This window comes from Paenibacillus camerounensis, from assembly GCF_000723885.1.
GTDB lineage: Bacteria > Bacillota > Bacilli > Paenibacillales > Paenibacillaceae > Paenibacillus_AQ > Paenibacillus_AQ camerounensis.
In genome coordinates this window covers 1-22299 of sequence record NZ_CCDG010000027.1, presented here as the reverse complement: position 1 = coordinate 22299, position 22299 = coordinate 1, and the positions used below count along the sequence as shown (strand labels likewise).

Annotated in this window: 18 protein-coding genes; 5 read left to right on the top strand and 13 right to left on the bottom strand. The window is 53.4% G+C overall.

Annotated features, from left to right (window positions below):
• Positions 1-8 precede the first annotated feature (8 nt).
• The 8 genes from BN3772_RS11675 to BN3772_RS11645 form a co-directional block, all read right to left on the bottom strand.
• Positions 9-2624 carry a polynucleotide kinase-phosphatase gene (locus BN3772_RS11675; protein ID WP_042199587.1) on the bottom strand — a complete coding sequence of 872 codons (2616 nt, stop codon included), beginning with the start codon at positions 2622-2624 and terminating at the stop codon, positions 9-11.
• Complete coding sequence (locus BN3772_RS11670) at positions 2624-4060, bottom strand: 3' terminal RNA ribose 2'-O-methyltransferase Hen1 (protein WP_042199586.1); 1437 nt, start codon at positions 4058-4060, stop codon at positions 2624-2626. The genes BN3772_RS11675 and BN3772_RS11670 overlap by 1 nt, the downstream gene beginning before the upstream one ends.
• 2 nt (positions 4061-4062) lie before the next feature.
• Positions 4063-4914, bottom strand: coding sequence for a nucleotidyltransferase domain-containing protein (locus BN3772_RS11665; RefSeq protein WP_042199585.1), 852 nt, complete (start codon positions 4912-4914; stop codon positions 4063-4065).
• A 90-nt stretch (positions 4915-5004) separates the two neighbouring features.
• Entirely contained in the window at positions 5005-5175 is a 171-nt protein-coding gene (locus BN3772_RS30610; RefSeq protein WP_157643583.1) for a hypothetical protein, read from the bottom strand.
• A gap of 118 nt (positions 5176-5293) precedes the next feature.
• Entirely contained in the window at positions 5294-7279 is a 1986-nt protein-coding gene (locus tag BN3772_RS11660; protein WP_042199583.1) for a DUF6449 domain-containing protein, read from the bottom strand.
• Positions 7254-8156 (bottom strand): ABC transporter ATP-binding protein, encoded by a 903-nt coding sequence (locus BN3772_RS11655; RefSeq protein ID WP_042199582.1) that lies wholly within the window; start codon positions 8154-8156, stop codon positions 7254-7256. Before BN3772_RS11655 ends, BN3772_RS11660 begins: the two co-directional genes overlap by 26 nt.
• Positions 8149-8538, bottom strand: coding sequence for a GntR family transcriptional regulator (locus BN3772_RS11650; protein ID WP_042173141.1), 390 nt, complete (start codon positions 8536-8538; stop codon positions 8149-8151). Before BN3772_RS11650 ends, BN3772_RS11655 begins: the two co-directional genes overlap by 8 nt.
• Positions 8539-9085: 547 nt before the next feature.
• On the bottom strand, positions 9086-10126 hold the full coding sequence (locus BN3772_RS11645; protein ID WP_244444726.1) for a polysaccharide deacetylase family protein: 1041 nt from the start codon (positions 10124-10126) through the stop codon (positions 9086-9088).
• 599 nt (positions 10127-10725) lie between these two features.
• Between BN3772_RS11645 and qoxA the strand changes: the two genes are divergently transcribed.
• The 5 genes from qoxA (at position 10726) to BN3772_RS11620 (ending at position 16434) form a co-directional block, all read left to right on the top strand.
• On the top strand, positions 10726-11721 hold the full coding sequence (qoxA, locus tag BN3772_RS11640; protein WP_042199581.1) for a cytochrome aa3 quinol oxidase subunit II: 996 nt from the start codon (positions 10726-10728) through the stop codon (positions 11719-11721).
• A 90-nt stretch (positions 11722-11811) separates the two neighbouring features.
• The gene (gene qoxB / locus BN3772_RS11635) at positions 11812-13755 is read left to right on the top strand and encodes a cytochrome aa3 quinol oxidase subunit I (protein WP_042173137.1); all 1944 of its coding nucleotides are present in this window, start codon (positions 11812-11814) and stop codon (positions 13753-13755) included.
• Positions 13752-14348 carry a cytochrome aa3 quinol oxidase subunit III gene (gene qoxC / locus BN3772_RS11630; protein WP_042199579.1) on the top strand — a complete coding sequence of 199 codons (597 nt, stop codon included), beginning with the start codon at positions 13752-13754 and terminating at the stop codon, positions 14346-14348. Before qoxB ends, qoxC begins: the two co-directional genes overlap by 4 nt.
• Position 14349: 1 nt before the next feature.
• A complete protein-coding gene (qoxD, locus tag BN3772_RS11625) occupies positions 14350-14643 on the top strand; it encodes a cytochrome aa3 quinol oxidase subunit IV (RefSeq protein ID WP_042199578.1) in 294 nt (97 codons plus the stop codon).
• Between the two features lie 243 nt (positions 14644-14886).
• Positions 14887-16434, top strand: coding sequence for a beta strand repeat-containing protein (locus BN3772_RS11620; RefSeq protein WP_042199577.1), 1548 nt, complete (start codon positions 14887-14889; stop codon positions 16432-16434).
• A 102-nt stretch (positions 16435-16536) separates the two neighbouring features.
• On the opposite strand, the gene BN3772_RS11615 is transcribed toward BN3772_RS11620, so the two are convergent.
• The 5 genes from BN3772_RS11615 to BN3772_RS30605 form a co-directional block, all read right to left on the bottom strand.
• On the bottom strand, positions 16537-18246 hold the full coding sequence (locus tag BN3772_RS11615; protein ID WP_042199576.1) for a methyl-accepting chemotaxis protein: 1710 nt from the start codon (positions 18244-18246) through the stop codon (positions 16537-16539).
• Between the two features lie 131 nt (positions 18247-18377).
• Complete coding sequence (locus BN3772_RS11610; protein ID WP_042199575.1) at positions 18378-19064, bottom strand: ECF transporter S component; 687 nt, start codon at positions 19062-19064, stop codon at positions 18378-18380.
• The gene (locus BN3772_RS11605) at positions 19040-20767 is read right to left on the bottom strand and encodes an ABC transporter ATP-binding protein (protein ID WP_042199573.1); all 1728 of its coding nucleotides are present in this window, start codon (positions 20765-20767) and stop codon (positions 19040-19042) included. The genes BN3772_RS11610 and BN3772_RS11605 overlap by 25 nt, the downstream gene beginning before the upstream one ends.
• Positions 20683-21627, bottom strand: coding sequence for an energy-coupling factor transporter transmembrane component T (locus tag BN3772_RS11600; protein WP_052380471.1), 945 nt, complete (start codon positions 21625-21627; stop codon positions 20683-20685). The genes BN3772_RS11605 and BN3772_RS11600 overlap by 85 nt, the downstream gene beginning before the upstream one ends.
• On the bottom strand, positions 21624-22299 hold a 676-nt coding region (locus BN3772_RS30605), incomplete at its 5' end, for a DUF4430 domain-containing protein (RefSeq protein ID WP_157643582.1). The genes BN3772_RS30605 and BN3772_RS11600, both read right to left, overlap by 4 nt.

Sequence of the window (22299 nt, the reverse complement as noted above, 5' to 3'; positions counted from 1 at the left end):
TTTTCCTGCTACAGCCGGGGATCAACCGGATCAGACTCCAGTGCAAGGGCAGCGAGTACACATTCATGCACCCGGTCCAGCGGCTCCCTGCGGATGAACCGGTTAACCGACTCCACGCTGAGCGCGCATTCCATCAGGGCATGGCGCTCCTTCTTGCCTGTCTTGCGCTGCTTGAGCCGTTTCAGGTTGTCCGGCTGCAGATAATCAATTCCGTAAATAATATGAAGGTATTTTCGCCCTCTGACTTTTATAGCCGGCTGTATCATATGCTTCCCGTTCCTGCTGATAAAGCGGTCCGGCTTGATGACAATCCCCTCATGTCCATCCTCTGTGATGTCCTCCCACCACCTGATGACATCCGCTTCATCAGCCTGGCTGGAGATAACCCGGTATTCGGTCTCCATGAACAGCGGCGAGATGCCGGCCAGAAGACCGGCATGCTCCATATGCCAGACATGGCTATGGTCAAAGAAGCTCTGCCCGCTATGCGCCAGCGTATGAAACGGAGCAATCCGGACACCGTCAAGCCCGCTGACATCCCAGCAGTACTGCTGAAACGCCTCACGGAACACCCGGGCATTATGGAGCTTTGCCTCCATCTCCTGCACCCAGCCGGATACATCCCGGCCTGCCGCTTCGGCCTGCTGCAGCTTATGCAGCAGCTGCTCACGGTCCAGCTCGGCCGCTTCGGCAACGTGGGCATACTGAGTCGCAATCAGCTCGCGTGCCTTGAGGTTCCACGGAATAATCTCGGCGTCCAGCAGCAGCAGCTCCGTATTATATTTGTTAAAATAATCTGCCTGCACCAGATCGGCGTTCAGCCGGGCCAGCACCTGCAGCTCGGTCTCCCTGTCAAAAAATGCCCGGCCGGTACGGGTATAGATCGTCCCCAGCGTAGGCCGCCCGACATAAGAGACCGCAGCCTGCTCATCTCTGAACAAAAGCAGGACTGCCCGGCTGCCCATATGCTTCTTCTCAGCCACCATTGTTGTAACTCCCTGAGAGCGGAAGTAATCAAAGGCCTCCTGCGGATGCTCCAGATAAGCTTCATCAGCCGATACAGCCGGGGTTGGGCTCATTGTCGGCGGTATGTATACCAGCTCCTCAAGCGGCACCGTGAAATGGGAGACGCTGTCGATTGCCGCCTTCACATAATCACCGCGTACCGACAGCTCACCGTAAGCATCCGTAAAGACCGAATAGCCGTTGACCAGTCTGCTGAGGTTAGGCGGGGACAAGCGCCCGCGCTCCCAGCGGATCAGAGGACTATCAGGATCGAGCGCATAATCGCGCTGCGCCTTGACGCTGACAAACTGCTGCTCCGGGTAGCGGTAAGCCGTAAGTGAACCGCCAAATACCGCTCCCTGATCAATGTTAATGGTGTTGTTCACTACTTCCGGGTACGGCCGCGGATCATGCCCCCAGACAATGAGCTCACCTGATTCGTGGCCGGTGTACCACTCCCTGCGCACCGGCGCGCCTGTACGATCCGTACCATCGGTATCTCCGTAACGGCAGAAATCCTGAATCCGCCGTGACTGCCTTCCGATGTACTCATCACGGATTCCGGCATGGGTGACGACAAGCCGCCGCACTCCGTCCCGGCACATGACCAGGTGGGAGGGCGCAGCCAGCAGGAACTGTCTCAGCTCTTCCTTTAAGGCTGCTGCCGCATCGATGCCGTTCTTCTGAGCATACCGGCCCAGCTCCTCTGCAAATTTCTCGTCACCGTGACTAAGGGTCACATTGCGTCCGCTAAGGTAACGGGCGATCTTCCAGCCATGGTTGCTGTCTGTCATCCGGGCGATTCCCGCATCACAATGCCGCTTCCAGAAGCTGATGGTATCCAGCGATTTCGGCCCGCGGCTCATCACATCGCCGACTGAAACCAGTGTCCTGCCTTCCGGATGCCTGTACAGCCCGGACTCATCCGCAGCGTAGCCCAGCTCACCCAGCAGCTCCAGCATTTCATCATAGCATCCGTGGATGTCGCCAATGACATCAATCCCTGCCCCAATGTCAGCCAGAAGCGGATTCTCCCTGCGGACAAACTGCACCGCCTCCGGCTCCTTCAGCATATATACAAAGTCGAAGCCCTCTTCACGGAGCCCGCGCATAGAGCGCTTGAACTGGCTGTACTGGCTCTTAACCCGCGCTCTTCCGCGCGGCTGCTCCCGGTCCTTATCACGGGCAAGCAGCGTCTGCTCGGGTATATCCAGCACCCAGGCTACACAGGGCACATCACATGCAGCGGCCAGATCTATATATTTCCGTCGGTATTCCGGCTGCAGATGGGTAGCATCCACCACCGTCAGCCTGCCCAGCCTGCTGCGCATTGAAACCACGGTATTCATCGCTTCAAAGGCCAGGTTCGACAGCTGCTGATAATCATGGTAGATGATATCTGCCTCTTCCCGGGGCCGCCCCTTCCAGTCCAGGAACTCCACATCACCGACCATGATCCGGTAAGCATCGGAGGATACGATTTCCGTCTCAAGCAGCACCCCTTCAGCTGCCAGTCTGCCGAGCAGGGTGGTTTTACCGCTGTTTGACGGCCCGACTAACACGACAATTCCTCCATGCGGGAACGGGATAGTCCGCTGTGCTTCCTTAATATCCGTCATTACAGGTGTTCTCCTTTCTTAAATACCGCCATCTGCGTCGGGTATCCGAACGCTTCGGACAATTCCCCGATTCCTGTCAGTTCAGCCGTATAACCGTAGTTCCTTGCCCAGCGTCCGCACCAGGCAGAGAAGGCTTCGCGGCCCCACTCAAATCGGTGATCGTTATGCCGGATTTGCTCCTCTTCCATCCCGTAGACAGCGTTGTAATCCTTGTTCGGAGTCGTAACAATCAGCGTCTTGGGGCTATATTCCCGGAGAATATTATCCATCACCCGGTCCAGCCGGTATTCCTCGATATGCTCAATGACCTCACAGAGAATCATAACATCCTTGCCGCGCAGCGACTCATCAAAATAAAACAGCGAGCCGGTCACCGGCTCCGGCATAACCGTCCCCGCCCTGCCTTCCAGCTTGGCGAAGCGGTCCAGCGCCCGCAGCTGTGATGCAGCCGAAGGCTCCACCGCCTTGATCTCTCGAACGCCCGGCACAGTGCTGAGCCTTGCAGACAGCTTACCTTCCCCCGAGCCAAAATCCACAATGCTGGCCTTGGCGGCCAGTTCTTCAACCGTACGGGCAATAGCCGCATAGCGCAGGTCATTCAGCCGGACCCTCGGCTCCTTCAGCTCCTCTTCCGCCGGCCCATTGGAGACGCCGGGCACCGGAACCTCCGCGGCAGATGCGGATGCAGGCATTTCCGCTGCACTGCGCAGTTCTTTTGCCGCGGCCTCTTCATACTGCCTTATCGCTCCGGCAAAACGCAGCGTGCGCCTGAGAATGAGACCGCGCTGCGGATGCTGCTCCAGCCAGCCTGCCCCGTAGCGCCGGATTTTGTCCACCTCATCATCGCTGATGTAATAATGCTTATAGTCATCCAGGGCAGGAATCAGCACGAACAGCTGCTGAAGTGCAGTCTGCAGCGTCTGCCGCCCATTAAGCCGGATGTACCGGGCCGAGCTTCGTGTTTTCAAATCAAAAGAATACTCCGCATCTCCGCGCTCTATCGAAACCTCATAGCCAAGGGCGGTAAACAGCTCTTCCACCGTCCGGTCCGGCAGATTGGAGGCAACAGGCCCGAAGCTTAGCTCAAGCTGCAGCGGCTCCTTCACCCAAGGCACATAAGCCTCCTTCGGTTTGCCGTTCAGCGCCGTACCCAGCGCCCCCCGGATGTAAGTGCAGAACAGGCTGCTGGTTACAAATTCCCGGTCATTGATATATTGAGTGATGTCATTGTGTGCCTGCGAATCTCCCTTCACCAGCTCCACCGGATCAGGTGTTACATAAATAACCGCTTCAGTCTCCTCTTCAGAGGAGGATATAAAAACAATACGGACTCTTGCATCCTTTTCAGTCCGGTCGTACAGGTTATTCGGGTTTTTGGCCAGCAGATGGGACAGCATGCCCGCTCCCGCTCCACTCGCCCTGATAATTAAGTGCATCTCTAGTTCCCTCCATAAGCGTTGCCTGGCGGCCTCCTGACCTCTTGTAATGCTGCAGTCCAGGAACTTTCCTCACCCCAAACTTCCGCCAGTGCGCTGTAAAATAGTACGTCCAGTTGTTCATCAGGTACACCGTAAGCTGCTTCAAACAGGGAAGCCGATTTTTCAAAATAGGCAATTAACTGCTCCAGATAGTTATTTATAACCTCAATCCGGGGCTCTATACTCAGCTCTTCACCGGACATTTTGCGGGTCAGCAGCTGATTGACAGCCTCCCGCAGCGGTGTTCCCCCGGGAATCAGCGTCTCTACGAGCATGGAGAATTCCAGCGGCGGGACCTCATTAAATTGCTCAATCCAGGAGCAAGCCAGCAAAGGGCGGAGGACATAAAAGTATTTTTTGATTTTGACCTCGCTGCCCTGCAGATAGGTCCGGTAGTTGCCTTTAGCCATATTCAGATAATGATAGATACCCGACTTGGGCGAAAAACCCAGCGGCGAGATCCGGCGGAGGCTTTCCGCCACCGAATACTTTTCTTCATAGCGGATACCGGACTGCAGCCACTCCAAGAGCGGCGGGTTGGATTTGCGGAACAGCAGCAGTGCCTTTTTCAGATCCCAGCCGTTTATGTCCAGCAAATTACTGATCGGCCGTTCTATGACATCCCTTGGTTCAAAAATCGACAGATACGCTTCAGGCCTGCGGATATACAGGAAACGCACATCATAATCACTGTCCTTGGAAGGAAACCCCCAGGCCCGGCTGCCTGATTCGCAGGCATATAGAATCCGCACATTCTCCTCCGCCTCAATGGCCCGAAGCTGGCGTATAATCTCCAGTTGAATTTCTGTCATGTATTCGTCCTCCCTTTTGCTCAAAAAAATACAAAAAAGCCATGGACTCCGTCGTCCATGGCCTTATCCCGGTATGCAGCTAGCTGTTAGTTACGTATTGCGGCTCCCGGTAAACAAAGGTGCCGTCAATAAATAATCTGCTGCTGAAACCAGATTATGCTCCAGGGAGGACAGGGAGACTGAATACAAGCAGGGATTCTCGGGATGCATAAGATTCTCAAAGCTATTATTGATGCTGAACGCATTCTTGTAAGTATTCATCTGCCGCTGACCTCCTTTAATGTTTGGTTTGATTTATGATTTTGCCCACACATCATCACCTGATGTTAGCATTTTCCAACAGCATAAGCCACAGCTCCAGCTTCTGTCAACCTCAACACTATGGAAGAACCGCCCTGATTGCCGGAGTGAGATCTTCTTCGCGCAGCATGACATGATCTATTCTTCCTTCCTTGAAGTCCAGCTTCACCTGATAACCACCCTCAGAGTTAGTATAGAATCGTCCCCGGTCAAGTATATCCTTAATCGCCTCCGCATCTTGAACTACAGCTGAACGGTGCTCAGTACGGGCCAGCTGCAGATGGCGCTCAGGATCATAGCGGTCATTGCCGGTGAGCCGGCTGAAATATTCGTTCGGAATGATTTCTGCTGATTTCACATCTCCCGGAGTAATACGGATTTTGTCCGCATAGCCCATTTGCTCAAGCCGCTCCGTCAGCTCACTGAAGGAATGCTTCCACTCATAATCGGAGAAGTAAGGATAGTCTGCATCAGGCTTGCCGATAATCTGAATGCTTGAATAAGAACGTTGTCCGCCCGTCTGGTCATCATAGCTCATATTCATAATTTCCCTTTTCAATATTTCTTTAAGCTCGTTAACCTGCTGCGGGTCGGAGATAATAAGCGCCTTGTTGTAATCGCTGAAACGTAAGCCTTCTATCTCTTTATCAAGCTGGAATAGTCTATACAATGTATTTTTATACCCTTGGCTTTCCATCACCGTCCTCAGCTCCGGTTCAAAGCCGGCTACAGGAACCTGGTAGGATCGGTTCAATGTCCGGCCGTTATTCAGCTTGTAAGTCAGATAAAATTCACGGTATTCCCCTCCCTGCGGACGAGGCTTAGCGCTTGCCATAGCCTGATGCAGCTTGCGGACAGCTTCAACGTAGTTCTTATCCCCGATGAAGGGATTCACTTTATCTGTAAAGGGATAGGCATTGTTCCAGTAGGCGTCGTATGTTGAATAGTTATCTGAAACAAACACACCCTCAACCTTGTCCGCAGCCGGTACCTTGTTCTCATAACCGGTGATTCCGGAAACCGGAATGTACAGCACAAGCCCCAGCAGCGCTGTATATCCGGCAAACTCCAGCGATGCCTTGCGGGTCAGAATCAGCCATGTTTTACGGATAAGCATCTCCGCAGCAATATAACCGACCAGAGCACCGATCAGATGCCCGGCGATAATCCAGCCAAGCTGCTGCTGCCGGAGGTGCGCAAAATAAGTGCCTGAGATCAGCACTGCACAGAACATAACCCCCGCCTTGAACAGCGGATTAAAATACGTAAAGGCAATCGCCTGACCCGCCTTCTCCCCGTTGCGTTTACGGTACAGCAGGAAGGACAGGGCAAACAAAAGGACAGAAAGCGCCGAATAGAGCCACAGGTAGCCGGCGGTGAACGGATTGGTTTTGACATAGATCATATGCAGCAGCGGAGACCAGACATCATTCCGGCCTCTGAATCCATACCATGCAGGGTACCCGTACAGGTACATGCTGAAATGTTCATTCACCAGCATGAGCAGCACGGCGGGCAGAAGCAGAAGGACATAGATCACAACCCCCTGAAGCACGGATTGGCCGGTACAGATGCCGACAAACACACTGAAAACAAACAGAAACAGTGTAAGAACCGTCATTGTCAGGCACCATTTCCCCACATCTGCCCAGGAGTAAATATACATGTTGCTGTCAAGTGTCCTCACCATTCCGGTGACGGCAGCAGTCAGCCAGACCGGTGTGAGTACCAGAATCAATCCGCTTACCGTATGGGACACCAATAGGTGTTCCCGGCGCAGCGGCAGGCTGTGCCACAGATCGGAGGGCGCCTTGGCCTGCAGATAACGGAACAGGAACAGGGCTGCCGCAACCGGCACCGTAACGGAGAACAGCATCTGGATCTCTCCGCCGACGAAGAACAGATTGTCTAATGAACGGCGCTCCAGATTAGGATCATTATTCAGAAACAGCTGCAGCGGCAGCCCAAATAAAAGGACGAGCGAGTAAATAATTCCGATCCAGCCGTGCTGGCGCAGGTTCTGGCGGATGACACTGCTGTTAAAGAAGAATCGGCTGCGCATCATATCCGGCATCCCCCATTTCATATATAAAGATTTCTTCAAGCGTCAGCGGCAGCAGATCAAATACATACGGTTCATACACATGAAAAGCCTGGGCGATCCGCTCACGGTCGCCCTTAACAATATACAGGCTGACACTGCCCCGCTGCTCCTGATGGAGGATCTGCAGCTTCGCTTCAAGCGCGCCGGAGTGACGCTGGTCACGGAAGGCCACCTGGATTTTATGCGTATCCGCCTTCAGATCATCCAGCTCCTTCTCCACCAGCATCCGTCCGCCGTGCATAATGCCGACATGGTCACACAGATCTTCAATCTCCCGCAGATTGTGCGAGGAGATCAGGACGGTCAGGCCGCGCTCAGCCACCTCCTGGAACAGCAGATTCTTGATCTGCCTGCGCATGACCGGATCAAGCCCGTCAATCGGCTCGTCCATAATGAGCACGTCCGGCGTACAGCTAAGTGCAAGCCACAGAGCCGCCTGGCGCTGCATACCCTTGGAGAATCTGCTCAGCTTCCGCCTCCGGTCCAGCTTAAAAGCTGCACCCAGCTCCGCGAACCGCTTCTCACTCCACGAAGGATAGACTGACCGGTAAAATGCAGCCATACTCCGCACCGACGCCTGCGGGAAAAAATACGGGCTGTCCGGCATGAAAATAATCCTCCGTTTTACATCAGGAGCTTCAAAAACAGGCTCACCGCCAATTGTAACGGTTCCTTCCTCCGGCCGGTAAATCCCGGCAAGTGTCTTTAATAGCGTAGTTTTGCCTGCGCCGTTTGAACCGAGCAGGCCATACACCGCCCCTTTCTGCACGGTCAGCGAGAGGCTGTCGACAGCCTTTTCACCCTGAAAACTTTTGCTTAATCCGCGAATCTCAATCATGCTTCTCCCCCCCACTCTTCCGTTCAAGCATCTGCCTGTACAATGCGCTTATCTCACTTTCGGTAAAACCGAGGTACACCGCCTCCGCCATCAGCCGCAGCAGCTGTTCACGCAGCTCTGTCCGCTGGCTCTCACTGCGCTCCTGCGCAAGCGGTGCCACAAAGCTCCCTTTTCCGGGCAGGGAATAAATAAAGCCTTCACGCTCCAGCTCCCGGTACGCCTTCTGGATCGTATTGGGGTTGACTGTAAGCTGTGAGGACAATGCCCTTACCGATGGAAGCTGTTCGTCCGCCTGCAGAATGCCATGCATAATCATCTCTTTAACCTTATCAGTCAGCTGCTCGTAAATTGGCTTGCGGCTGCGGACATCCAGTTCGAACATAGTCGCCCTCCTTTACTAAGATACAAATATGGTAATCTTAGGTGTGTTAACTGTACTATTATTATTAATACAGATGGGCGAATTTGTCAACGCCAAGAAACGGCCTCCTCCGCCTGGGCGGGTTAGCCGTTCTTGCAATGTAGCTATACGGCGTTTACGTGACTCTCCCGGCAGAGTCTTTTCTCTTTGGGCAGCGGCATTCTCTCCTGGCTACTCATCAGCATAGCTGCACTTTATACAACTAAAATAGACATTTTGGCGTTCCAGGCGACTTTAACTGCACTCTGTACATCTATTTCGCAGTAATTCAGGCAAACTCAGACTTTCCGCTGGTTTTAATTGCACGGAATACACTTATTCCTAAAAAAAACGAATTTGCACGTTGCTATAGTTGTAACGAGTACACTTATTTCACTTTGCGCTCTATAATATAGTGCGTGTAAGTGTTCACGGGAAGGCAGCCCAGACACAGCAAAAAAAACCGGACAGACTACGTCTGCCGGCCTCTTGTTGTATTTATCATGTCTCGGTTCCATGAACATTCTGCTTACCGCTCATCGTTCCAGAAGTTCAGAGGCTTCAGGTCCTTCGTGATGACCGCAAAGCTGTAGCCTTCCTTCTTGAAGGTCTCCAGCAGACGCGGCAGCACCTTTAGTGTCGCCTTCTGGTCATGCATCAGAATAACCGGATTGGTCTTGGATGACTGCAGCTTATGCACCTGGTTCATGACTGAATTGTAAATTTTATCGCTGTCTTCCTTGTATCTCCAGTCTTCTGAATCAACGTTCCAGTCCCATAGATGATAGCCTTGGGTCAGGACCTTATCCCGGAAGCTCTTTGTGAAGTAAGGCTTACTGCCATACGGCGGGCGGATCAGCGTCGTTTCGGCCCCGGTGATTTTCTTCAGCACTGCATTATCAGCCGCCATCTCAGCCAGCGCTGCTGCTGGCGAAGCATAGAACTTGTCCTTAACGTGGGTCATGCCATGCAGTCCAAGCCCGTGATCCGCTTTTACAATCCGCTTCACCTGTGCCGGATAACGGTTCATGTTCGGCCCGAGCATGAAAAAGGTTGCCTGCGCTTCATATTTGTCCAGAATGTCCAGCAGCTGCGCGGTTGTCGCCGACGGCCCGTCATCAAAAGTCAGATACAGGGTACGCCCTTTGACAGCTGCTGTACCTGCCGGAGCAGGCAAGCTGACAGTCTGAGGCTTCAGCTTATCTCCATACTGCTTCACAAAGTCGTCATCGCTCATTACGGCTGATGCATCCCTTACTCTCAGCAAATATTTATCTCCCTGAAAGGTAATGCTATATCCGAGATAGCTGCTTATCTTCAGCGGAACCATCAGGCTGCCGTTCTTCAGGAAGGTGCTCACGGCTATAATGCTGCCGTCCGGGAGCTTCAGGCCTTTGCCGGCACTAAGCAAACGCACCGATTTATTCCCGGCTGTAACGGATATACCGTCCGCAAGACCGGTAAGTGTCCATTTCAGCTCGGCAGCCAGCGTCCGGAGCGGAACGTAATAAGTATTATTAACAGCTATTGCTTCGATCTCCGTCAGCTTGTCATTAACACCCAGCTTCAAGACCGGTCCTGCTCCCGCTGCCTGTGCAGCAGGCTGTACTATACCACAACATAAGAATAAAGACATTACTACAAGCATTACTTTTTTAAGCACCAGCAGGATCTCCAATCTATGTATATTTGACTCTTACTCTACCATACATAGATATAACTTAATTTGAGAGATTGTAACCGCGAGCCTAAATTATTGTCACTTTTTCACGCTGTGATATATGACACAATGAAATCTTTTACCAATAACTGCGCAACTTTCGTCGAATACTGTCACACCAACAAAGAAAGCGGTTAATCAGCACTATTTTTGAGCATTATAATTGTGACGAATTTAGCAACATTTGATCAAGTTTGAACAAATGTTGAACAACCTTAAAATTAGCTTAAAGCCCGTCGCTACAGTGATCTTTGTCATACCTCGTTGTACCTGTAACAAATTGATCACATATTATTAACTTGATCGCCATTTTTAAGGCTTAATGTAGCTTAATTTACATAATATGTATTTTGCAATCTGGGTAACTAATTCTTACTATATATACAGGTTAATCTTTGCCCGCAGCATGAACGGCTAATGAAAAGAATTATTGAAGGAAGGAGTTCTATATGAAAAAAAAGGGACCGTTATACGCTTTGTTTCTCAGCCTGCTCTTTATTCTGCCGGGATGCAGTTCGCTCGCCGTACTGAATCCTAAGGGCCCGGCTGCACGGACGCTTTCTGACACGATCATCCTCTCTATTGTAGTGATGGCATTTGTCCTGGCAGTTGTCTACATCTTATACATCTTCGTCCTGGTGAAATACCGGGCAAAGAAGAGCAATGAAGGCTACATTCCTGAACACGAGGAGGGCAATAAGGTTCTTGAAGCGATCTGGATTATTATCCCGATTATCATTGTAGCCTTTTTGTCTGTGGTGACTGTAAAGTCCACCCATGCGGTCGAGAATGTTGCTAACGAGTATCAGGATCAGAAGCCGCTCGTCATTTACGCCTCTTCCTCCAACTGGAAATGGCATTTCAGCTATCCTGAAGAAGGCATTGAGACGGTTAACTACGTGAACATTCCCGTACACCGTGCAGTAGAATTCAGACTGTACTCCTTCGGGACCATCACCAGCTTCTGGGTACCGCAGCTTGCCGGACAGAAATACGCAATGAGCGACATGCTCACCTATCTTAACCTGTCTGGTGATACCGTAGGGTCTTATATCGGAAAGAACTCGAATTTCAGCGGTAAAGGCTTTGCCCATATGGAATTCGAAACGCTGGTTATGACCGATGCGGATTATAAGGACTGGGTTAAAGAAGTGAAGGAGACAGCACCTGCGCTTACTGAGGATGAATTCAAAGGACTGCTGGCTGCCGACCATCTCGGACGCAAGACTTACTCCTCTACCCATCTGGATTTCAGCCCGCCTCCAGGCGATCACAGCGAGCATATGAGCGGTGACGGTATGGAAATGGATATGCACAACGGCGGTGAAGAGCACGAGGATAACAAGGAAATCCATCCTTCCCCGGCACCTTCCAGCCAGACGGAGTTCGACAGCAATCCTGCCCCTGAGGTAGAAGAGCCGCTGCCTAGCTCGCCTGTCGAATAGCATACTCACGAGTAACAGACAACCATGGAGCTAACAGCTCTTATATAGCATGAAACATGCTACAGCAACAACCTGAAAGGAGCCACCCTAATGGATTTAGAGAAATTTAAGGTTCACGGCGAACCCTTGATTTATGGAGCCATGATCAGCATCGCACTTGCCACCATCGGGATTCTCGTCGGGTTGACCTACTTTAAGAAGTGGGGCTATCTCTGGCGTGAATGGCTTACTACTGTGGACCACAAGAAAATCGGGGTTATGTATATCCTTGCTGCCCTCCTGATGCTCTTCCGCGGTGGCGTCGACGCCATGATGATGCGCCTGCAGACTGCAGCGCCCGAAATGAAATTCCTTGATGCACAGCACTATAATGAGGTCTTTACCACCCACGGCCTGATCATGATCCTCTTCATGGCCATGCCGTTTATTATCGGTCTGATGAACGTCATCATTCCGCTGCAGATCGGCGCAAGAGACGTTGCTTTCCCCCGGCTCAACGCTGTCAGCTTCTGGCTCTTCTTTTTCGGAGCGATGCTGCTTAACATCTCCTTCGTCATCGGCGGTTCCCCGGATGCAGGCTGGTCCGCATACTTCCCGCTGGCGAGCCTGGAGTTCAGCCCGACCGTAGGTAACAACTACTATTCTCTGGCTCTGCAGATTTCCGGTATCGGTACGCTTATTACAGGGGTTAACTTCATTGTTACTATCCTCAAAATGCGTGCTCCGGGCATGACCCTGATGAAGATGCCGATGTTCACCTGGTCTGTACTGATTACAAACGTTATTATCGTCTTCGCTTTCCCTGTGCTTACCGTAGCACTGGCACTAATGATGTTCGACCGCCTGTTCGGCTCACAGTTCTTTACGATGGCCAACGGCGGGATGGATATGCTCTGGGCCAACCTGTTCTGGGTATGGGGACATCCTGAGGTATACATTGTCATTCTGCCGGCCTTCGGTATATACAGTGAGATCATTGCCACCTTCTCCAAAAAGAACCTGTACGGATATACCTCCATGGTATTCAGTATGGTTATCATCTCGCTCCTGTCCTTCCTGGTATGGGCTCACCATTTCTACACCATGGGTCAGGGCGTAATGGTCAACAGCTTCTTCTCCATCACCACGATGGCGATTGCTGTTCCGACCGGGGTCAAAATATTTAACTGGCTGTTCACCCTGCGCAAAGGGCGAATTACCTTTACTACACCGATGCTGTACACGCTGGCCTTTATCCCGATCTTTACTATCGGCGGGGTTACCGGCGTCATGCTGGCGATGGCCAGTGCCGATTACCAGTACCATAATACGATGTTCCTGGTAGCGCATTTCCACTATGTTCTGATTCCGGGCGCAGTGTTCGCCGTTATTGCCGGATTCCACTACTGGTTCCCGAAAGTATTCGGCTTCCGTCTGAACGAACGTCTCGGCAAGCATGCCTTCTGGTGGATCATTATTTCCTTTAACGTAACCTTCTTCCCGCTGTTCTTCCTCGGCCTGATGGGGATGACACGCCGGATGTACACCTATTCGGAAGAGACCGGCTTCGGTCCGCTGAATATGCTGTCATTCGCCGGAGCGGTAGGTCTGTCTATCGGCTTCCTCCTGCTGGTGTACAACATCTACTGGAGTACCCGCTACATGCCGAGAGATACAACAAGCGATCCGTGGGATGGACGTACCCTGGAATGGGCTACACCAAGTCCGATCCCGGCTTACAACTTTGCAATTGTGCCTAAGGTTAAATCCCTGGATCCGTTCTGGGAATCCAAACAGAAGAACATTCCGCTGTTTGAAGACAAAATTACCAAGATTCACTTGCCTAACAATACCGGGAAGCCGTTTATCCTGGGTGTAATCTTCTTCTTCCTGGGCTTCTTCCTCGTATTCAGCATGTGGATTCCGGCTATTGTCGCCGGTGTCGGTGTCATTGTTATGCTGGCAGCGATGTCCTTTGACCAGGATCACGGCTTCTACGTATCAGCTGAAGAAGTTATTGCGACTGAAAAGAAACTGCGGGGTGAGACTGTATGAAGATAGATGCGTCGAAGCCGCTGGAATATTCAACAGAAGAGAACAGTAATAAGATCTTTGGCTTCTGGGTGTTCCTCGGAGCTGAAATCCCGCTGTTCGCTACATTGTTCACTGTTTACTTCGTTATGGTTAACCGTTTTGCCGACGGACCGAGCGGACCTGAGATCTTTGAAATCGGCCCCTTGCTGGTATCAACCTTCCTGCTCCTGACAAGCTCGTTCACGATCGGTCTGGCGGTGCACGCCATGCGCCACGGCTACAAAAAAGCCATGATGTTCTTCATGGCGATTACACTGCTGATGGGTCTGGGCTTCATCGGCATTGAAATTGAGGAATTCCTCACCTACGTTCATGAAGGGGCAACTCTGCAGACCAGCGGCTTCCTGTCCAGTCTGTTCGTATTGCTCGGAACCCACGGTGCCCACGTCAGCTTCGGCTTCCTGTGGGGAGTAGGGATTATGATTCAGTTATGGCGCCGCGGGATTACTCCTGCTACCGCCAACAAAACTTTTATCTTCTCACTGTTCTGGCATTTCTTAGACGTAGTCTGGATCTTCATCTTCAGCTTCGTCTACCTGAAAGGAATGATGTGATATGATAAAGCAACTGTTTCCGATCCGTCATGTAATGGGCTATCTGGCCTCACTGGTCCTTTCAGCCGCTGCGCTGATTGTCATTTACGGCGATCTGTCCCACACAGCCAATGTGGTGGTTCTGACGATCACTGCACTTATCCAGGCTTCCCTGCAGCTGTTTGTGTTCATGCACATCGGCGAATCGGCAGATACCAAGAAAGAACTCTATCTCAACATTGCCTATGCTTTGTTCGTAGGTCTGATCACCCTGTTCGGTACCCTCTTCATCTTCGTATGGGGCTGGTACGCCTAAGCCTTACAGCTTAATCCCGCTTCATGATAGAACAGCCTGCTTCCGTTTAGCTACGGAGCAGGCTGTTTTTTTGGTATGTATGCAGCTAGTATTTTTCAACAAACCTTCAGCCCGGATTCAACCAACTTTCAGCGCAGGCTCAGATGCCTCTCAGCTAGCGGTTCTACAATGTAGATATTCACAGCAGCACAGCAAGCTGATCTACATTGCAGCACCCATACCAATAGCAGAGGATGAAGAAGAATGAGTAAAAGAAACGGAATGAAGGGTTTTGTTGTCGGAGCCGCGGTAACCGCCTCGCTCGCCATGTCAGTATCAGCTTATGCTGATACCATTACGAAAAAGATTGCCGTTACCTTTGATGATATTGTTGTAAGCCTGAACGGCCAGGAAGCCGCTCTGAAGGATGCCACCGGAGCCACAGTGGAGCCCTTTATCTATAACGGCACCGTCTATCTGCCGGCCAGAGCCATTTCGGAAGCAGTGGGACTGACAGCCAGCTACGATAAAACTACCAAGACCGTCAGCTTGACCTCTGCTGAAGATCTGACAGGCTCCTCCGCTGAGGATAACGCCGGCCCCGCGGATGCCGCCAGCCCGGGAAGCGCAACCTATCTGCTGGAGGGCAGTACAGCAAGCAGATCCGGCGAAACAATCACTGCCGCCACGACTGACTCCTCCGCAGTAAAGGTCACTGCTAACGGGAATCTGACCCTGAATAATGTTACCCTGACTAAAACAGGAGGCACCTCCTCTGAGGATGACAGCAACGATTACGGTCTGAACGCCGCGCTTCTCGCTGCAGGCGGCAGTATTGTCACCCTGAATGACTCTTCTATTACAACCGCTGCAAACGGTTCAAATGCCGTATTTGCCAGCGGTGCCGGCTCAACAGTCAATGTATCCGGTGTAACGATCACAACCGCTCAAGACTCCTCACGCGGACTCGATGCCACCGGTGCAGGCACTATCAACGCCACGAACACTAATATCACTACTGCCGGCACACATTCTGCCAGCATTGCTACTGACCAGGGCAATGGAACAGTCAACGTCACCGGCGGCACTATGAAGACAACCGGCACAGATTCTCCGGGAATCTACTCCACGGGCACAATCTCTGTCACAGATGCGCTGATCACGGCTTCTGCTTCCGAAGCTGCTGTAATTGAAGGCAACAATACTATCACTTTAAAGAACACCAACCTGTTCGGAGCCGCAAAGAGCGGAATCATGTTATATCAGGGCTTCTCGGGTAATGCCGAGGCGGGTACAGGCACCCTGACGATAACGGGCGGCTCGCTTACCGCGTATGCCGGACCGCTGTTCTATGCCACTAATACCGATGCAGTCATTAATCTGAAGAACGTCGGTCTGACCGGCACATCAGGAATCCTTCTGGCGGCAAAGGCTGATAAATGGGGCACTGCAGGCTCTAACGGCGCTACAGTGACTCTTAATGCCGATGCCCAGCCTCTGAGCGGTGATATTACTGCCGACAGTATCAGTAAGGTTACAGTTGTTCTCACGAACGGCAGTTCACTCAGCGGAGCAATTGATACCGCAGATACAGCCAAAGCTGTATCACTGACGCTCGACGCCGGCAGCACCTGGAATGTTACCGCTGACTCCTACCTGAGCACATTAACCGACAGCGACTCCACTTTGTCCAATATCATCGATAACGGGCACACTATTTATTATGATGCATCCGCAAGTGCCAACAGCTGGCTGGCCGGAGCGACGATTACTTTGAGCGGCGGAGGGCAGCTGACTCCGGTATCCGCTTAAGACTGCAAGTATTCCGTCAGGTGATGACAGCAGACAGCCCCTGGAACATGATTGTTCTCAGGGGCTGTCTGCTGTCTATATGAAGCTGATAATCCATTTACGTTATAGCTTGAACCTTGCAAGCTCCTTCTGCAGGTCCTCAGCAAGCTTAGCCAGATATTGGGCAGACATGGACATCTCGCCCATTGCTGACAGCTGTTCTTCACTTGCAGCGCTGGTGTCCTGAACATCCTCCGCACCTTTGCGGGAAGCATCACTCACCCGCTCCATCGCCTCCATCACCGACTGCGATTCTTCGGAGACATGCTTAACTGCAATCCTGATCTGCTCTGTCTGCAGAGCAGCTGACCGGATTGCCGACTGAATCTCGGCAAAAGCCAGCGAGACCGCCTCACTCTGCGCCACACCCATCGCAACCCGTTCTGACCCGGCTGTCATTGATTCCACTGCGCTGCCTGTCTGCTGCTGGATATCTTTAATAATCCCTGTAATCTGCAGGGAGCTGTGTCCGGTCGCTTCAGCCAGCTTGCGGATTTCTTCGGCTACAACTGCGAAGCCGCGCCCGTGCTCCCCGGCCTTGGCCGCTTCAATGGATGCATTCAGCGAGAGCAGGTTGGTCTGGGCGGCAATCTCATTAATTGTAGTAATAATAGTATTAATTTGCCCGGAGAGGCTGCCCAGATTGCCGACAATGGTCTGTGTGGCGGCAACACTGGAGCTGATCTCACTCATCCGGGTAATAATGCTGTTCACGGCCTCGGCACCATGCTCTGTTGAAACAGCTGCACCGTTCATCAGCTCACCCATTTCCTTGCTGCTGTGCTCCACTGCGGCAATATCCTCTGCCATCGTCTGCACCGATGCTGTGGTTCGGTTAATGCTGTCCGACTGAGCCTCGAAGCCGGCAGCAATGTCACTGGAGGCCTCTGCAATCAGCTGCGAGGCGAGCGCGGTCTGCTCTGCACTCGCACTCATCTCCTCAGAAGAAGCCGACAGCATTTCTGTACTCTCCGAGATGCCCTGCATCATCCGCTTTAGACTGGCGAGCATAGCGTTAAAGGACCGGTTAATCTGGCCGATCTCATCTTTCGAGGTATAGGCCGCCGTTACTGTCAGGTCCCCTTGCTCCGCAAGGTTCATAAGAGCTTGAAGCTCCTTCAGCGGCTTCGTAATCAGCCGGGAAATAACGATACTGATGGCAATGCACAGTACCCACGCTGCAGTAATCAGGATCACGCTGACGGTTCTTGAGGTTCTGGCATCGCCCAGGGTGAGCTCGTTATGCGTTCTCGCATCGGCAATCAGCGAGGCCGAAGCATCGTCCAGCAGACTGACCATCCTCTCGCGCAATGCACTGAAGGCACTCCCGGCAAAGACCTGATAGCCCTCTTCGCTCAGATTTTTGCCTGCCAGCTGTAGGATATTATCGCGCTGTGTCCGGTAGTCCTGAAGGAGCGACATATATTCACTGATTCCATTGCTCACTGCCTCATTGCTGAATTCAACGGCTTTCAGTTCTGTCATCAGTTCATTGTTCTGCTCAATCCGGTTCTGAATCTGATCTGCGAGCTTCATGCTCTGGTCAGCAGCCTTGGTCAGCAGGTTCTCCAGGAGAAATGACTCGATCGTCCGGTTATTGGCACGTATTTCAGTAACCAGATAGATAGGAAGCAGACTCTGGTTATAGGTCTCCTGCGAACGGTCAGCCAGTTTATCAGTAAACAGGACCCCGGTCAGACCGACTCCGACCACCAGGATTACAGCAACAGCTACAAGAACTGTCATTTTAAATTTAACTTTTAAATTCCTCATTATCCTTATTCCCGCCTTCTCCCAAGCTTGCTATTTAAACTATATCGGCGAAAAAAGTCGAATTATGATGCATATTAGAAAATAATGTCGAAATACGCTTGGTTTAGCAGCTCATTCGGATACAGGCAAGCCTATTCCTTAAGCAGCCCGTATTTCCGGCGGAAACGTTCCAGCACACTGGTCCAGCCTCCGGCCAGCACAGCCAGAAAGAAGACATTCGATACGGCATGGGCCAGATCAAAATAGAAGCTGGAAGCGTAAGCGGCAGCCACCAGGCCCCAGCTAAAAGCGTCCGGCAGGCTGATAATGTACCAGATGTTCATGATCCAGCCGAACAGAAAACCCCAGAGAAAGCCGAACAGCAGCATTCCGGCACGCTTCCTCATCCACCAGGAATTCCGCAGCCAGCCGGTGCTGAGACCGGCCATTCCCCAGGCGAACATCTGCCATGGCGTCCATGGGCCTTGTCCGAAATAGATATTAGACACAAGCGCAGCCACTGCTCCGATGATAAAGCCCGCTTCCGCCCCGAATACGTAGGCAGACAGCATAATAATTGCCGACACCGGCTTCACGCTGGGCAGCGCCGCGAACGGAATCCGGCTGACTGCGGCGATTGCCGACAATACAGCCAGCAGCACCAGCTCCCTGGACTCCAGCCTGCGGCGTTCCAGGCGGAGAAAAACAGGCAGCAGCGCCGCCCCGAGCAGCACCAGGCTGAGAAGCATATAGTGACGGTCCTTCAGCGCGGCCATAAGTGCCAGTCCTGCCAGAAATAGCGCCACAGCCATAATCAGCGGGAAGCGTAAACGTGCCATGCTGTCATCACATCCTCAATGGTCAAAGCCGCCGGCAGCAGATCACGCACCATGCGGTTGACTGCAGTTGTATAGAAATAGTTGCTGCTGAAAAACGCCTCCGGACTTCCCTCAGCCGTAATACTTCCATCAAACAGCAGTGCACAGCGGGAGGCATACCGCGCAGCAAACTCTACATCATGAGTTACAACAGCAATACTCATCCCCTGGCTCCGCAGCAGTGCAAGCAGGCCGGCAAACCGGACCTTCGCAGCCGGGTCAAGCCCTTTGGTCGGCTCGTCCAGCAGCAGCACTGCAGGCTTAAGCAGCATCACCATGGCCAGGGCCAGCTTCTGCTGCTGACCGCCGCTGAGGTCATGCGGATGGTTCTCCAGCACCTGACCAAGCTCAAACACCTCTGCCAGCCTGCTGATCTCCCTCCCGGCCTCATCCGGTGCCAGGCGGGCAGCCGCAGCCATATGCTGCAGCTCCTCCCTTGCGGTATCGTAGCTGAAATACAGCAGCGGATTCTGGGCCAGGAAGCCGGCGGTTATCCCGGGGGCCGCTACCACCTTGCCCCGCTGCGGCTTGACCATCCGGCTCAGTACATGCAGCAGCGTGGACTTTCCGGCGCCGTTACCGCCAAGGACGGCCAGCAGCTCGCCCTGATACAGCGTCAGATTAAGCTTGCGGAGCACCTCCCGTCCTTCCTTCTCATAGCGGAAGGTAACCTCCTTCGCGCTCAGCAGGGGAAGCTTCTTATCCGGCTTGTGCGGATGCATTATTTCAGAGTCATCACCGGGCACAAGAGCGGCAGCCGGGATACATGCAGGGCCGGCTACTCCGCTTCCAGGGAGACCCAGCGAGGCTGCCGCCGCGTAGTCATGCAGCCAGCGGCGGCCCTCACGGACTGTCAGCGGTATGAACCCCGGACGGCTCAGGCTGTTTTCCTGTGCCGGCAGTTCCAGATACAGACGGGCTGCAGTCGGCATATAGGCTTGTACTGCCAGAGCTTGTTCCTCACCCGCTCTGGAGACAAGCTCGCGGGGAGGACAGGCTGCCTTCAGCACCCCGTTCTCTATAAGCAGTACCCGGTCAGCGAGCGGAAGCACCTCCTCCAGGCGGTGCTCACTGATAATAATCGTCATCGACATCTCTTCATTCAGCCTGTGCAGGGTCTGGATGAATTCACGTGCCGCAACCGGGTCGAGCTGCGAGGTCGGCTCATCCAGCAGCAGCAGCTTCGGCTGAAGCAGCAGAACGGAGGCCAGATTAAGCAGCTGCTTCTGTCCGCCGGAGAGCTCATGCACCGGCTTGTACAGCAGAGGTTCCAGTCCGAACAGTCCGGCCATCTCCGCCAGCCTGCTCCGCATCACCTGCGGCGGGTAGCCGAGATTCTCCATTCCGAAGGCCAGCTCATGCCAGACGGTGTCCATGACAATCTGCGCGTCCGGATTCTGAAACACCATCCCGATCTCTGCTGCAGCCCGTTCAGCCGGCAGCCCGGCCAGCGTCAGTCCTGCATAACGGACTATGCCGCTTCCTGTCCCTACAGGAGTAAGCTCGCGCTTCAGCTGGCGCAGGAGCGTCGTTTTGCCGCCGCCTGACGGACCCATAAGCACTATAAACTCTCCCTCTTCTACTGTGAAGGTGAGCTCATGGAGCGTGTCCCGTTCAGCTCCGGGGTAGCGGAAGGATAAGCCTTCCGCCGCGATGATCTCCATAGCCATATCTCCTTTCCTTCCAAGCCCGCCGGTATCAGCACGAACAGGCAGAAGCTCGTATACATCAGTGCTTCTCCTCCGCCGAACACAAGAGGCCTCATACGCGGATAGATTTCAAATGTCCCATAGCCCAACATCCAGAGAATCAGCGGAATTAGCCCGCTGATTACAAGCAGCAGGAGTGCGGTTGTGTCCAGCCGGTCCAACACGAAGGTTGAATACGTAGTGCGTCTGCGGATACCGTACCCCCGTGCCTTCATAGAATCTCCCGTCTGCAGCGCTTCCTCCAGCGACCAGGTCAGCAGCACCTTCATCAGGGTCATACCATCGCGCATTCTTTTACGCAGACTCCCCTTAGACACATCAATTCCCCTGAACCGCTGGATCATTGTAATCTCGTGCAGCCTTCTCTGGAACAGGGGGATGAACCGGATCGCCATCAGAGTCAGCAGAGCCGTCTTAGGAGCAGCTGCGGCAAAGGCATACATGAATTTATCTGTTGTTACTGTGTAGTTGTAAGAAAGGAATACCATAAAAATTGTAAGCAGCACCAGCATCATAATCAGTCCGTACAGCACAGCCTCCAGTGTAACGGGCTGATCCCACAGGTAGAACAGGATGTGCGCCCCCCTGTGCGAGAACAGCGGATTCAGCAAGGCTACAGAGCCGGCCATCAGCAGATAGAACGGCAGCCCGCGCAGCAGCTGCTTGCCCTGTCCTTGGAGCAGCAGCAGAAGCATGACGCCCACAAGCTCGGTAATCAGGAAGAGCGGATGCATAAGCAGCGCGGCGAACAGCAGCAGGCCGGCATAGTAGAGCAGCGCTACCGCAGGATGCATGGCGCGGAAGCCGCTGCTCATGGCGCCTTAGCTCCGATGTCCTTGCCAAGGTCCAGGGTATAGAGCCACTCTATTGTATCCCCGGGCTGCACCTTGTAGCTTCCGGCGCTTTTGTCCGGGAACTCCCCGTTCACCCTGTACATCCAGCCGCTCTCCGCACCATAATCCAACTCATATAGATTGTCTATTCCTTCGACATAGGCAAAACCCTTTGCTCCCTGAAATTCCATCTGGATCTTCTGCTGGCGGGTAATCCGCTTCAGCAGATCCAGCACACTTTCGCCTTGCTTGATTTCGAACGCCGCCGGCGCAAGAATCACCCCGTGCCCGTCATCTCCCGTTATGGAGATGACCGCTGTGTCCGCTGCAGCGGCGGGCTGTGCAGCCGCTGCTGCCTTGGCCGTCGCCGCCGGCGACGGCGTGACTGCCGGCTTCGCAGCGCCGGCAGAGGGTCCCCCGGCAGCGGACGGCTTCGCCGCTGCCGGTGTGGCCGAGCCGGCGCCCTTAGCGGGCGGCGCCGCAGCTGTGGCCGCCGGACGGGACGCGTCCGGCGGGGCTGTGCCTGCGGGGCTGCTGCCCGCAGGCGGTGTAGCCGGCGCGGCGGCTGCGGCCGCTGCCTGCGAGTAGGGAGTGTGCGCCGCTGCGGGGGGCGGCGGGTGCGTTCGCCGCCGGCGGGGGCGGGGGGTGCGCTGC

Bases quoted from the DNA above. Each gene is read 5' to 3' on its own strand.
- BN3772_RS11620 (WP_042199577.1), top strand. From the start codon at position 14,887: ATGAGTAAAAGAAACGGAATGAAGGGTTTTGTTGTCGGAGCCGCGGTA.
- BN3772_RS11650 (WP_042173141.1), bottom strand. From the start codon at position 8,538: ATGTTCGAACTGGATGTCCGCAGCCGCAAGCCAATTTACGAGCAGCTG.
- BN3772_RS11655 (WP_042199582.1), bottom strand. From the start codon at position 8,156: ATGATTGAGATTCGCGGATTAAGCAAAAGTTTTCAGGGTGAAAAGGCT.
- BN3772_RS11615 (WP_042199576.1), bottom strand. From the start codon at position 18,246: ATGAGGAATTTAAAAGTTAAATTTAAAATGACAGTTCTTGTAGCTGTT.
- BN3772_RS11605 (WP_042199573.1), bottom strand. From the start codon at position 20,767: ATGGAGATCATCGCGGCGGAAGGCTTATCCTTCCGCTACCCCGGAGCT.
- BN3772_RS11610 (WP_042199575.1), bottom strand. From the start codon at position 19,064: ATGGCACGTTTACGCTTCCCGCTGATTATGGCTGTGGCGCTATTTCTG.
- qoxB (WP_042173137.1), top strand. From the start codon at position 11,812: ATGGATTTAGAGAAATTTAAGGTTCACGGCGAACCCTTGATTTATGGA.
- BN3772_RS11660 (WP_042199583.1), bottom strand. From the start codon at position 7,279: ATGATGCGCAGCCGATTCTTCTTTAACAGCAGTGTCATCCGCCAGAAC.
- qoxA (WP_042199581.1), top strand. From the start codon at position 10,726: ATGAAAAAAAAGGGACCGTTATACGCTTTGTTTCTCAGCCTGCTCTTT.
- BN3772_RS11675 (WP_042199587.1), bottom strand. From the start codon at position 2,624: ATGACGGATATTAAGGAAGCACAGCGGACTATCCCGTTCCCGCATGGA.
- qoxD (WP_042199578.1), top strand. From the start codon at position 14,350: ATGATAAAGCAACTGTTTCCGATCCGTCATGTAATGGGCTATCTGGCC.
- BN3772_RS11600 (WP_052380471.1), bottom strand. From the start codon at position 21,627: ATGAGCAGCGGCTTCCGCGCCATGCATCCTGCGGTAGCGCTGCTCTAC.
- qoxC (WP_042199579.1), top strand. From the start codon at position 13,752: ATGAAGATAGATGCGTCGAAGCCGCTGGAATATTCAACAGAAGAGAAC.
- BN3772_RS30610 (WP_157643583.1), bottom strand. From the start codon at position 5,175: ATGAATACTTACAAGAATGCGTTCAGCATCAATAATAGCTTTGAGAAT.
- BN3772_RS11665 (WP_042199585.1), bottom strand. From the start codon at position 4,914: ATGACAGAAATTCAACTGGAGATTATACGCCAGCTTCGGGCCATTGAG.
- BN3772_RS11670 (WP_042199586.1), bottom strand. From the start codon at position 4,060: ATGCACTTAATTATCAGGGCGAGTGGAGCGGGAGCGGGCATGCTGTCC.